We start from the raw sequence: 12,686 nt of genomic DNA on the forward strand, positions 1-12,686 counted from the left end.
TATCATTCTCTTTACCGTCGGAGAGGGGAACATGACAAGCACTGCCGCCGGGCCGGCATCCGGTTCCGTTTCGGCCAGCGAGCATGAGAGCGTCTGGTCTGACCTGCAGGGCGTCGCGTTCTCGCAGGGTTACCTCGATGTGGGCGGCATCCGCACCCGCTACCTGCATGCCGGTGACCCGAAGCTGCCCGTGCTGGTTCTGCTGCACGGGTCGGGCGGGCATGCCGAGGCCTATGTGCGCAATCTGGAATCCCATGCCGAGCACTTCTCGACCTGGTCGATCGACATGCTCGGGCACGGCTACACCGACAAGCCCGGCCATCCGCTGGAGGTCGCGCACTATGTCGACCATCTGATCGCCTTCCTCGACACGATCGGTGCGCAGCGCGCTCACATCTCGGGTGAATCGCTGGGCGGCTGGGTGGCCGCGCGGGCCGCCGCCGATCACCCGGACCGCGTCGATCGGTTGGTGCTCAACACCGCCGGTGGTTCACAGGCCGACCCCGAGGTGATGAAGCGGATCATCACGCTGTCCATGGCGGCCGCGGAGAACCCGAGCTGGGAGACCGTGCAGGCCCGGATCAAGTGGCTGATGGCCGATAAGTCGAAGGATTACGACGACATCGTGGCGAGTCGTCAGGCGGTGTACCGGCAGCCCGGTTTCGTCGCCGCGATGAGCGACATCATGGCACTGCAGGATCCGGAGATCCGCGCGCGGAACCTGCTGGGGGAGAAGGAATACGGATCGATCACTGCGCCGACTCTGGTGTTGTGGACCAGCGATGACCCGACCGCCGACGTCAGTGAGGGCCGGCGTATCGCGTCGATGATCCCCGGTGCCCGGTTCGAGGTGATGCCGGACTGCGGGCACTGGCCGCAATACGAAGACCCTGACACGTTCAACCGGTTGCATCTGGACTTCCTGCTGGGAAAGCCGGCGTGACCGACCAAGAGGTCGACGTCATCATCGTCGGGGCCGGGCCGGTAGGCCTGACCTTGGCAAATGTTCTTGGCATCCAGGGTGTCCGAACGCTCGTGGTGGAGGAACGCGACACCCTCATCGACTACCCCCGGGGAGTCGGACTCGACGATGAATCGCTGCGTACCTTCCAGTCCATCGGCCTGGTCGAGGCGATCCTGCCGCATACGGTGCCCAACCAGATCCTGCGGTTCTACGACGGTCACCGCCGGCTGCTGGCCGAAATGGCTCCTCCGGACGCACGATTCGGCTGGCCCAAGCGCAACGGCTTCGTACAGCCTTTGGTCGACGCGCAGTTGCTGGTCGGGCTGGACCGGTTCGAGCACGTGCAGGTGGCCTGGGGGCGCCGGATGGAATCGGCGATCGAGACAGCTGACGGAGTCACGGTCGAGTTCGGCCCGGACGTGCCCGCGGTGCGGGCGCGCTATGTGGTGGGGTGCGATGGCGGCCGCAGCGCCACCCGCCGCCTGATGGGGGTGTCGTTCGACGGCACCACTTCACCGACCCGCTGGGTGGTGGTCGATCTCGCCAACGATCCGCTGGGACATCCGAACAGCGAGGTCGGTGCCGACCCGGATCGGCCGTACGCCTCGATCTCGATCGCGCACGGCATCCGCCGGTTCGAGTTCATGATCCATGCCGACGAAACCGACGAGCAGGCCGAGGATCCCGAATTCGTTGCACGGCTGCTCGCTCCGTTCGTGCCGTATCCCGACAAGGTCGACGTGATCCGTCGCCGGGTCTACACCCACCATTCCCGGATCGCCGGGAACTTCCGGAAGGGCCGGTTTCTGCTGGCCGGCGATGCCGCGCATCTGATGCCGGTGTGGCAGGGCCAGGGGTACAACAGTGGCATCCGGGACGCGGCCAACCTCGGCTGGAAGCTGGCCGCGGTGGTCAACGGTCAGGCCGGCGACGGACTCCTGGACAGCTACGACACCGAGCGCCGCAAGCACGCCCGGGCCATGATCGACCTGTCGACGTTGGTGGGACGGGTTATCTCGCCCACCAACCGCAAGGTCGCGGTGGTGCGGGACAGGCTGATTCGCGGTGCATCGGTGGTTCCGGCGCTCAAGCGCTACGTGCTGGAGATGCGGTTCAAGCCGATGCCGCGGTACGACCAGGGCGCGGTCTACCACCCGAAGCCGCCGACGCCCGAAGCGCCTGCCGGCACGCTGTTCATCCAGCCGCGGGTGGACACCCGCGAGCAGTCGGACGTGTTGCTCGACGATGTGATCGGGCTGAACTTCGCGGTGCTGTGCTGGAACAACAATCCGCGCGCGTTGCTCGGCGAGCAGGCCTACCAGCGCTGGAAAGCGCTGGGCGCGAGGTTCATCGCGGCCCGCCCGCAGACCCAGCTGTTCTGGACCGGCCACGATGCGGACAGCGACGACGGCTCTGTGGTGATCGTCGGTGACCGCTCGGGTGCGCTCAAAGCCTGGTTCGACGTACACGCGGAATCGGTGCTGGTGCTGCGCCCGGACCGCTGCATCGCCGGTGCCGACATCGCCCAGCGCGCCCCGGAACTGAGCAACGCCCTGTTCGACGTACTGCATGTGCTGGAGGGAGGTGCGAACGGTGCCAGTAGCCCTGTGCTGTATGTCCCACAGCCCACTGCTGAATCTTCCGGGACCGTCGGCTGACCTCCTCGACGAGATCGGGGCGGCGGTCGGCAGCGCTCGCGAGTTTGTTGCCGACTACGACCCCGAACTGGTCGTCACCTTCTCGCCCGACCACTACAACGGGTTCTTCTACCGGCTGATGCCTCCGTTCTGCATCGGTACCGCCGCGGCGGGAGTGGGGGATTACGGGACGTACCAGGGTGCGCTGAACGTTGCCGGTGACATCGCCCGGCAGTGCGCGGAGGCGGTGTGGGAGTCCGGGGTGGACGTCGCCATCTCGACGAGCATGGACGTCGACCATGGCACCGTGCAGCCGCTGCAGGAGTTGTTCGGTGTGGCGACCGCGCGGCCGATCGTGCCGATCTTCATCAATTCCGTTGCCACCCCGTTGGGTCCGCTGTCGCGGTCTCGTGCTCTGGGGGCTGCCGTGGGCGCCTACCTGGCAACCCTCGACAAGCGGGTGCTGGTGTTGGGTTCCGGTGGGTTGTCCCATGATCCTCCGGTGCCGACGCTGGCCACCGCCCCGCCGGCTGCGTTGGACCGGATCGTGCACGGGGTCCCGATGACCGCCGAACAGCGCACGGCCCGGCAGACCGCGGTGAGCCAGGCTGCTCACGACTTCGCCCACGGTGAGAGTGCGCTTCGGCCGCTGAATCCCGAATGGGACCACAGCCTGCTGGAGATCTTCGACGAGGGCAGGCTGACGGAACTGGACAGCTGGTCCAACACCTTCATCGCCACCGAAGGGGGCAATTCGGCACACGAGATCCGCACCTGGGTGGCCGCATTCGCGGCGCTCGAAGCCAACGGGCCATACCGGACCGGGAACCACTTCTACCGGGCGGCACCGGAATTGATCGCAGGATTCGCAATCAGGACGGCGGTAGGAATCGCAGCATGACCTCAGACACCAGTGCACAGACCGCCGAGCAGACGTTTGACAAAGCGGTCGACGTTCTCATCGTCGGATCCGGCGGCGGCGGCATGACCGCTGCGTTGGCCGCCGACGCAGCCGGTCTCGATACCCTCGTGATCGAAAAGTCCTCCCACTTCGGCGGTTCCACCGCGCTCTCGGGCGGCGGGATCTGGGTACCCGGGGCGCCGTCGCAGCGCCGGGCCGGATATGTGCCCTCACCGGACGGGGTTTTCGACTACCTCAAGCAGATCACCGAAGGCACGGTCATCGACGCCCGGCTGCGCAAGTACGTCGAGGCCGCACCGGAGATGATGGACTTCCTGGAGCACAACAGTGATTGGTTCGAGTTCGTCTGGAAGCCCGGCTACGCCGACTACTACCCGGAACTGCCCGGCGGCTCGGCACAGGGAAGCACCATCAACGTCCCGGCCATCGACCTGCGCAAGCTCGGCGAGCACGAGCAGGAACTGCTCGCCCCGCTGGCCCTGGCGCCCAAGGGAATCTGGTTCGCCCCCAAGGATCTTCGGCTCTTCTACCAGGTTCGGCAGAACTGGCGCGGCAAGGCCGTGCTGCTCAAACTGATCTGGCGGATGGTGCGGGCCCGGGTGTTCGGTGACCGGATGGCCGCCATCGGCCAGTCGCTGGCCGCCCGGATGCGGTTGGCGCTCAAGCAGCACGACATCCCGCTGTGGCTGGATGCGCCGATGACCTCGTTGATCACCGGTGCGGACGGCGCGGTACTCGGCGCCGTCGTCGAGCGTGACGGCAAGCCGCTGCGGATCCGGGCCACAGGGGGCGTCATCCTGGCCTCGGGTGGGTTCGACCATGACATGGCGTGGCGCAAGGAGCACCTGCCGGTGCTCGAAAAGGACTGGAGCTTCGGCAATCCGGCTGCCACCGGCGACGGCATCCGGGCCGGGGAGAAGGCCGGCGGCACCACGGAACTGCTGGACGAGGCGTGGTGGTTCCCGGCGATCTGCTGGCCCGACGGCCGGCTGCAATTCATGCTGAACGAGCGGATGATGCCGTCGCAGTTCGTCGTCAACGGCGAGGGTAAGCGGTTCATCAACGAGGCCGCTCCCTACATGGACTTCGCCCACGCCATGATCGAGGGGCAGCAGTCCGGCATCGGCCACATCCCGTGCTGGCTGGTCACCGACATCGACTCGTTCCACCGGTACGTGGTGGCCGGGCACCTGCCCATCCCGAAGATCCCGTTCGCACCGGTGCCCACCGGACGCAAGGTGCCACGGGCCTGGCTGGATTCGGGCGTCGTGGTCGAGGCACACAGCTGGGAGGAGCTGGCCGGCAAGATCGGTGTGCCCGCGCAGAACCTGCGGGCCACAGCCGAGCGGTTCAACCAGCTGGCACACGGCGGGCACGACGACGACTTCAACCGCGGTGACAGCGCGTACGACAACTACTACGGCGACCCGACCCTGCCGAACCCGAATCTGGGCCCGCTCGGCAAGCCGCCGTACTACGCGTTCCAGATCATTCTCGGCGACCTGGGCACCTCGGGCGGACTGCGCACCGACGAGTACGCCCGTGTGCTGCGTGCCGACGAGTCCACGGTGGACGGGCTCTACGCCGTGGGCAATGTCTCGGCGGCCGTCATGGGCCGCAGCTATGCCGGTGCGGGCGCGACCATCGGGCCTGCAATGACGTTCGGCTACGTGGCAGCCAGACATATCGCTGACCGGAACGCCCAACAGTCTGTCGCACAACCAGTTTCACAAGCAGCCAACCAACAAATCCAGGACACCGTCAGCAACCCCTCAGGAGGAAACCGATGAAGATTTCGCTGTTCTACGAGTTCCCACTGCCCCGGCCGTGGTCGGAGGATGACGAACATCAGCTGTTCCAGCACGGTCTGACCGAGGTGGAGGCCGCCGACAAGGCCGGCTTCTCCACCGTCTGGCTCACCGAGCACCACTTCCTGGAGGAGTACTGCCACTCCACCGCACCGGAGATGTTCCTGGCCGCGGCCAGCCAGCGCACCAAGGACATCCGGCTGGGTTTCGGTGTCATGCACCTGCCCCCGCCGATCAACCATCCGGCCCGCATCGCCGAGCGCGTCGCCACCCTGGACCACCTGTCCAACGGGCGGGTGGAGTTCGGCACCGGTGAGGGCTCCTCGGTGGCCGAGCTGGGCGGTTTCGACATCGACCCGGCCGACAAGCGCACGATGTGGGAAGAAGCCCTTGAGGTTTCGATCCGCTGTATGACCGAGGCGCCGTTCACCGGATTCAAGGGCGAGCACGTCGAGATGCCGGCCCGCAACGTGATCCCCAAGCCGCTGCAGAAGCCGCACCCGCCGGTCTGGGTGGCCTGTACCCGCCCGTCGTCGGTGCAGATGGCCGCCCAGAAGGCCATCGGTGCGCTGAGCTTCGCCTACACCGGTCCCGAGGCGCTCAAGGAGCGGGTCGACGGGTACTACAAGGAATTCGAAGAGCAGGGTGCCCCCATCACCCCGGCGATCAACCCCAACATCCTGGCCATCGGCGGTGACCTCTCGATGATGGTGGCCCGCTCCGACGACGAGGCACTCAAGCGCCTCGGCATCGGCGGTGGCTTCTTCTCGTTCGGGATCATGCACTACTACCTGACCGGTATGCACACCCCCGGCCGTACCAAGGTGTGGGAGCGGTATCAGGAGGCGGTCAAGGAAGATCCGACGCTGGCGTACGGTCCCGGCCGCGGCGCCATCGGGTCGCCCGACACCGTGCGCGAATTCCTGCGCGCCTATGAGGCGAGCGGGGTCGACGAGATCATCCTGCTGCTCAACCCGCGCAGCCACGAGGGCACCATGGAGTCCATCGAGATCATGGGCAAGGAGATCCTGCCCGAGTTCATCGAGCGGGATGCAAAGGCGGTGGCGGACAAGGCCAAGCGCCTCGAGCCGGTGATCGAGAAGGTCGAGTCGCGTTGCCGTCCGTCGGACGCCCCGTTGTTCGACGAGACCTACGCCTTCGGTGGGCTGCCCACCGGCCGTGACAAGTTCACCGCCGGTGAGATCCCCGAGGCGATGGCCGAGATCAACGAAGGCCGGGTCAAGGCCGCTCAGGCCGAGAAGGCAGCTCGGGAAACCTCCGGATGACCGTGACCCTACTAAGCGAGTTGGTGCGCTACGACCGCAAACACGTCGTGGTCACCGGCTGCGGCTCGGGCATCGGCGCCGCGCTCACCCGTGCCTTGGGTGAGCTCGGCGCCCGGGTGACGGGCCTGGACATCCGGCCACCCGATCACCTGCCCGATGAGTTCATCGAACTCGATCTGGCCGCCCCGCAGTCCGTCGACCGTGCCGCCGGTGCGGTCGACGGGCAGGTGGACGCCCTGTTCAATGTGGCCGGCGTGTCCTCGGGGATCGGCAATCCACTGCTCGTGGTGCGCATCAACTTCCTGGGAACGCGACAGTTCACCGAAGCGGTGGAGGGCCGCATTCCGGCCGGCGGATCGATCACCTCGGTGTCCTCGCTGGCGGCATCGGGGTACCGCGAGAACCGGGCCACCACAGCGGGGTTGATCCGGACACGATCGGTCGACGAGGGGTTGCGGTGGTGCGCCGACCATCCCGAGGCTCTGGCCGACGGTGGCTACCGCTTGTCCAAGGAGGCGATGATTCTCTATGGGATGTGCCGGGTTTCGGAACTCGGTGCCCGCGGGATCCGGATCAACTGCACCGCACCGGGGGTGACTCAGACGCCGATCCTCGACCAGTTGAACTCGGCGTTCCTCGATACGTTCACCACCCCGCTCGGCCGCAAATCCGGGGCCGCCGAACAGGCCGCGCTGCTGGCGTTCCTGGGCAGCCCGGCCGCCAGTTACGTGACTGGTCAGGTGATCTGGGCCGATGGCGGCATTCTCGCCCAGCGGGAGGCCGCCCTGGTCGATGCTGTAGAAGACGCTGACCAGAGGAGCTGAGATTGGCCGGGACGATGAGCGACTTTCGCAAGGTCGCCGACGATGTGCGCAACTGGGGTCGCTGGGGTTCCGACGATGAGCTGGGCACACTGAACCTGATCACCCCCGCCAAGGTTGCCGAGGGTGCGTCGCTGGTCACCCACGGCAAGGTGTTCGCACTCGGCGGCGACTTCTCGTCGGCCGGCCCGCAGGGAGCGTTCCAGTTCCGGCAGAACCCGACCCATGTGATGACGGTGGACGGCGGCGACGCCAACACGCTGGCGCAGTACGGCCCACAGTGGCTGCGCAATTCGGTGGCCCACGAGGTCAGCGGGTTCTTCGTGGACAATCCGTTCCGCTTCAACGACGACATGATCGTCATGCCGCTGCAGGCCGCCACGCAATGGGATGCCCTGTCGCACGTCTACTACGAGGACAAGCTCTACAACGGATTCCCGGCCGATTCGGTCACCAGCTTCGGCGCGTTCCGCTGCGGTATCGACAAGGTCGACGGCAAGGGCATCACCTCTCGCGGGGTGCTGCTGGATGTGGTCCGGCACCGCGGCGCCGAGCAGTTCCTGGAACCGGGCAATCCGATCACGCCGGCCGAGCTCGATGACGTGGCCAGGGCGCAGGGAGTAGCCGTCACACCCGGTGACATCGTGGTGGTGCACACTGGCTGGTGGACAAGGTTTTTGGCCACCGGCGATGGGGCCGAACCCGGGTCGGGACTGGATTGGCGTTGCGCCTCGTGGCTGCACGACCACCAGGTGGCGGCTGTGGCAGCAGACAATCTGATGGTCGAGGACCCCGACCCGGCCAACGGTGTCGAGGGCACTTTCCTGCCGATGCACATGCTGTGCCTGCGGGACATGGGCCTGATGCTCGGCGAGTACTGGGACCTGGGTGCGCTGGCGGCCGACTGCGCGGCCGACGGTGTCTACGAGTTCCAGCTCATCGCCCCGCCGCTGCGGGTCACCGGTGCCGTCGGTTCGCCGGTGAATCCCATTGCGATCAAGTGAGGAAACATGACGTCAGCTGAAAAGGTGCCGTTCGTGGTCGGGCTCGGCGGCACCCTACGCGCGGACTCCTCGACCGAGCGGGCCGTGCGGTACTGCCTGGAGTCGGTGGAACGGCAGGGAGGCCGGACCCGGATGTTCGCCGGGCCGGATCTGGAGTTGCCGATGTATGCGCCGCATTCGTTGGAGCGCACGCCCGCGGCTCTGGAGTTCGTCTCCGCGCTGCGTGACGCTGACGCTGTGGTGGTGGGCTCGCCGGGCTATCACGGTGCGATCTCCGGTCTGGTCAAGAACGCGCTCGACTACATCGAGGACCTGCGGGAGGACCCGCGGGTCTACCTGGACAACACCCCGTGGGGCTGCATCAGTTGCGCCTACGGGTGGCAGGCCGCGGTGGGAACGCTGGGGCAGTTGCGCTCCATCGGTCATGCGTTGCGGGCCTGGCCCACCCCGCTGGGGGTGGCGATCAACTCCGCGGACAAGATCTGGTCTGAGACTGGCGAACTGGCCGACGGAACCGTGCGCGGTCAGCTCGAGATGCTGGCCACCCAGCTGCTCACCTTCGGCCGGTCCAACGGAGCGGCGCGATAGCTTCGGATCACAATGTGGCCCGGCCGACGACGAGCGGACGGACGATCGCCGGCATGCCCCGCCATATGCCGTCATCGGCTGCGACGGCGAACCCGCACGCCCGCATCAGTTCCACTGTCTGACGATTGCAGTGGCAGCCGCCACCAAAGCTGCGCCACGGTCGGAACAGGGCATCCTGGCACGCCGCGAGAAGCCGTGAGCTCGCACGGACATGTTCGATGAACAGCAACTGCCCGTCAGGGCGGAGCACACGGGCGATCTCGCGCAGCGCACCTCCGGGATCGTCGACGGTGCACAGGGCGAGGGTCGAAACAACCGTGTCCACGGAGGCATCGGCCAGCGGCAGTCGCTCCGCACGCGCGTCGACGACCCGCGCGACGCCCTCGTACCGCGGCAAACGGTGCGCGAGCTTCCGGCGCATGCCCGGCTCGGGTTCGGTGAGCACAAGCTCCGCGATCCCATTCGGGTAGTGCGCGATGTTCAGGCCTGTACCGGCGCCGATCTCGACGACGTGACCGCGGGCGCCGGCCAGCAGAGTATGCCGCCGGTGGCGCATTCCTGCGATCTCACCCATCCAGAGAAACGGGTCGTACACCCGCGCCATGATCCGAAGCCACGTCGGCGATGACGGTCTCGGCTGAAGTTCAGTACTCACAATGTCGGTCATGCCACGAACGTACGAACACCCGTGTCGTACGCGCATCGCTCAACGCGGCCATCTTCGGCGGATGGCCCATTCCGGCCATCTCACAGGAGTCCGAGACGCGCGGCCTCCGCGACAGCCGCCGTTCGCGAGGTGCGACCCAGCTTGCGGCGGATATTCGCCACGTGTCGGTGAACGGTATGTGGGCTCAGCACCAGCTGCTCGGCGATCTCGCGATCACCGAGACCGCGCGCAACGCAGGCGAGGATTTCACGCTCACGACGGGACAGTAGGACCGATTCCGGCCCGCCGGCAGGGGGCCGCGACGGCTGCGCCGGTGACAGGGCTTGGCGGCATGCGCGGACCACGGAATCGGTGTCACCGTGCCAAGGGAAGTGTGCGCTTCCCTGCAACGGGATGAACGTCGCGCCCGATATCGAGGCCGCGACCTCACGGCCGAGCCGGGACGGCACTGCGCGGTCGTTACGACGATGCACGACCAGCGCAGGCTGGCGAACGAGGGGTAGGTGTTCGCGCACATCGAGGCGATAGGCGAGATCCAGCAAGGCGGCGGCGGTCTCGGCGGTCGCCGCTTCCCGTTGAAACCGGGCAAAGCGCTCGTGCTCAGCAGCGTCCGCGGTGCCGAGGAAGATGTCACTGAGCAGACGAGAGCCCAATCCCCAATGTGCGCGTACCGCAGTCAGAATCGCGTCACCCACACCCGGTGCCGTCAGTGCCGCACCGGTGGGGTACGACCCGTACAGCACCAAGTGCTCGACGCGCTGCGGATACGCCGCGGCAAATGCGATGGCGGTGCAACTTCCCGACGAGCCGCCGATGAGCGACACGCGCTCGAGCCCGAGCTCGTCGAGAAGCGCGCGCAGTGTCGCAACCTCCTCATCGAGGTTCAGATCCGAATCTCGCAGAGCACGATCCGACATGCCGACGCCGAGGCGGTCATAGCGGATCAGTGTGTATCCGTCCGAGACCCCTTCCCAGAATCGCCGGAAGCTCGCGCTCTGCCAGTCGAGTTCGAGGTGGCTCACCCACCATGCCGGAGCAACGAGCGGTGGACCGTCCCCACGAATTTCGTAGGCCACTCGACGGGCGCCGAGGGGAAGGAACCGGATCTCGGACTTCTCCAGCATCGTCAATCAGGCTACGCATGAAGCCTGGTTGTGCACAGCTTCCGTTCGTCACCGACGGCGTCATTGATCTCCCAGCTCATCGGCTCACAGCGAAGTCGGCCGAGCGTCGTACGCGAGATTAAGCACTGTGGTCATCCGATACTTCTGAGAATGATGTTCTCCAATTGAGAAAACATCAGTATCGTGTGGCCGTGGAGTTCGCACGCAAGACCATCGACGTCGATGGCCTGACCACCGGGTACCTCGACGCCGGTCAGGGTGACCCGGTCGTCCTGTTGCACGGCGGCGAGTTCGGCGCCGGTGCCGAATTGGGTTGGGAGCGCGCCATCGACGCGCTCGCCGAGAACTACCGGGTGCTCGCCCCCGACATGTTGGGGTTCGGTGGGAGTGCCAAAGTTATCGATTTCAACGACGGCCGGGGCATGCGGATCCGGCACATCGCCCGGTTCTGCGCCGAACTCGGCGTCCATGAAGCCCATTTCGTCGGCAATTCGATGGGCGCGATCAACCTGCTGGTCGATGCCACCTCGGATGCGCCGCGGCTCCCTGCGCGGTCGCTCACCGCGATCTGCGGGGGAGGGGAGATCCAGCGCAACGAACATTCGGCGGCGTTGTACGACTATGACGCCACGCTGGACGGGATGCGACGCATCGTCACCGCACTGTTCGCCGATCCGGCCTATCCGGCCGATGAGGCCTACGTGCAGCGGCGGTACGAGTCGAGCATCGCGCCGGGGGCCTGGGAAACCTTGGCCGCGGCCCGATTTCGGCGGCCCGGCCTGGAGGCACCGGCGATGCCGTCGGCGCAACGGGCATATGACCGCATCGGTGTGCCGACCATGATCATCGAGGGGGATCGTGACAAGCTGCTGCCGCCCGGCTGGGCCGCCGAAATCGCCGGCCAGATCGCCGGTGCCCGCAGTGCGGTGATTCCCGGTGCCGGGCACTGCCCGCAGATCGAACAGCCCGCCGCGCTCATCACGGTGCTGCTGGAATTCCTGAAAGAGGTGTCATGACAGGCAATGAGTTGGCCGGAAAAGTCGCGATCGTCACCGGCGGTGCGTCGGGTCTCGGCGAAGGATTGGTGCGCCGGTTCGCCGCCGAGGGCGCCCAGGTGATGATCGGCGACGTCGACGAGGACCGCGGCAAGGCATTGGCCGCCGAGCTGGGCGAGAACACCCGGTTCCTGTTCACCGACGTCGGCGACGTCGATCAGGTGGGTCGGCTCGTGTCGACCGCGGTGGAGACCTTCGGCGGTCTGGACGTCATGGTCAACAACGCCGGGGTCTCGGGCCGGATGCACCGCCGGTTTCTCGACGACGATCTCGCCGACTTCGATTCTGTGATGCGAATCAACGTCCGGGCGGTGATGGCCGGTACCCGTGATGCCGCGCGGTACATGTCCGAGCACGGGGGCGGTTCGATCCTGAACCTCACCTCGATCGGCGGCATTCAGGCCGGCGGCGGGGTGATGACGTACCGCGCGTCGAAGGCCGCGGTCATCCAGTTCACCAAGTCCGCGGCGATCGAATTGGCCCACTACGAGATACGGGTCAATGCCATCGCTCCGGGCAACATCCGTACGGCGATCGTGGCCAAGTCGGCCGCGCCCGACGAGCGTGAGCGCATCGAAGAGTTCGAGGCGGGGATCCGGGCCCAGATGCGCAACGACCGCCCGCTCAAACGGGAGGGCACGGTCGAGGACGTTGCCGAGGCGGCGGTCTACTTCGCGACAGACCGGTCGCGGTACGTGACGGGAACCGTGCTGCCGATCGACGGCGGCACCGTCGCGGGCAAGGTCATCGTCCGGAAGTCCAAGTAGGCCCGCCTGACCGATTGAGATTGCGTTCAGGGTCCTGATCTGC

Annotated in this window: 12 protein-coding genes; 10 read left to right on the forward strand and 2 right to left on the reverse strand. The window is 66.6% G+C overall.

The window, feature by feature from the left end:
- Positions 1-31 precede the first annotated feature (31 nt).
- The 8 genes from ACWEFV_RS25790 to ACWEFV_RS25825 are packed head-to-tail and all read left to right on the forward strand — an operon-like array spanning position 32 to position 9,030.
- Complete coding sequence (locus ACWEFV_RS25790; protein WP_450072262.1) at positions 32-943, forward strand: alpha/beta fold hydrolase; 912 nt, start codon at positions 32-34, stop codon at positions 941-943.
- The gene (locus tag ACWEFV_RS25795; protein WP_450072263.1) at positions 940-2,622 is read left to right on the forward strand and encodes a bifunctional 3-(3-hydroxy-phenyl)propionate/3-hydroxycinnamic acid hydroxylase; all 1,683 of its coding nucleotides are present in this window, start codon (positions 940-942) and stop codon (positions 2,620-2,622) included. Before ACWEFV_RS25790 ends, ACWEFV_RS25795 begins: the two co-directional genes overlap by 4 nt.
- The gene (locus ACWEFV_RS25800; RefSeq protein ID WP_450072264.1) at positions 2,579-3,502 is read left to right on the forward strand and encodes a 3-carboxyethylcatechol 2,3-dioxygenase; all 924 of its coding nucleotides are present in this window, start codon (positions 2,579-2,581) and stop codon (positions 3,500-3,502) included. The genes ACWEFV_RS25795 and ACWEFV_RS25800 overlap by 44 nt, the downstream gene beginning before the upstream one ends.
- Entirely contained in the window at positions 3,499-5,313 is a 1,815-nt protein-coding gene (locus tag ACWEFV_RS25805) for an FAD-binding protein (RefSeq protein WP_450072265.1), read from the forward strand. The genes ACWEFV_RS25800 and ACWEFV_RS25805 overlap by 4 nt, the downstream gene beginning before the upstream one ends.
- Complete coding sequence (locus tag ACWEFV_RS25810; RefSeq protein ID WP_450072266.1) at positions 5,310-6,617, forward strand: LLM class flavin-dependent oxidoreductase; 1,308 nt, start codon at positions 5,310-5,312, stop codon at positions 6,615-6,617. The genes ACWEFV_RS25805 and ACWEFV_RS25810 overlap by 4 nt, the downstream gene beginning before the upstream one ends.
- Before the next feature lie 2 nt (positions 6,618-6,619).
- Positions 6,620-7,441, forward strand: coding sequence for a coniferyl-alcohol dehydrogenase (locus tag ACWEFV_RS25815; protein ID WP_167857928.1), 822 nt, complete (start codon positions 6,620-6,622; stop codon positions 7,439-7,441).
- A 14-nt stretch (positions 7,442-7,455) separates the two neighbouring features.
- The gene (locus tag ACWEFV_RS25820; RefSeq protein ID WP_135456840.1) at positions 7,456-8,442 is read left to right on the forward strand and encodes a cyclase family protein; all 987 of its coding nucleotides are present in this window, start codon (positions 7,456-7,458) and stop codon (positions 8,440-8,442) included.
- 6 nt (positions 8,443-8,448) lie between these two features.
- Positions 8,449-9,030 carry an NADPH-dependent FMN reductase gene (locus tag ACWEFV_RS25825; protein ID WP_135456838.1) on the forward strand — a complete coding sequence of 194 codons (582 nt, stop codon included), beginning with the start codon at positions 8,449-8,451 and terminating at the stop codon, positions 9,028-9,030.
- Positions 9,031-9,037: 7 nt separating this feature from the next.
- Here ACWEFV_RS25825 and ACWEFV_RS25830 read toward each other — a convergent pair whose 3' ends face one another.
- Complete coding sequence (locus ACWEFV_RS25830) at positions 9,038-9,697, reverse strand: class I SAM-dependent methyltransferase (RefSeq protein WP_286175091.1); 660 nt, start codon at positions 9,695-9,697, stop codon at positions 9,038-9,040.
- 80 nt (positions 9,698-9,777) lie between these two features.
- Positions 9,778-10,821, reverse strand: a complete 1,044-nt coding sequence (locus ACWEFV_RS25835) for an alpha/beta fold hydrolase (protein ID WP_135456834.1) — start codon at positions 10,819-10,821, stop codon at positions 9,778-9,780.
- Positions 10,822-11,012: 191 nt separating this feature from the next.
- Here ACWEFV_RS25835 and ACWEFV_RS25840 point away from each other — a divergent pair, with 191 nt between their 5' ends.
- Both ACWEFV_RS25840 and ACWEFV_RS25845 read left to right on the forward strand, forming a co-directional pair.
- Positions 11,013-11,837 (forward strand): alpha/beta fold hydrolase, encoded by an 825-nt coding sequence (locus ACWEFV_RS25840; RefSeq protein ID WP_135456832.1) that lies wholly within the window; start codon positions 11,013-11,015, stop codon positions 11,835-11,837.
- The gene (locus ACWEFV_RS25845; RefSeq protein ID WP_135456830.1) at positions 11,834-12,643 is read left to right on the forward strand and encodes an SDR family NAD(P)-dependent oxidoreductase; all 810 of its coding nucleotides are present in this window, start codon (positions 11,834-11,836) and stop codon (positions 12,641-12,643) included. Before ACWEFV_RS25840 ends, ACWEFV_RS25845 begins: the two co-directional genes overlap by 4 nt.
- Positions 12,644-12,686: the final 43 nt, after the last annotated feature.

The organism is Mycobacterium sp. NPDC004974, from assembly GCF_053600815.1.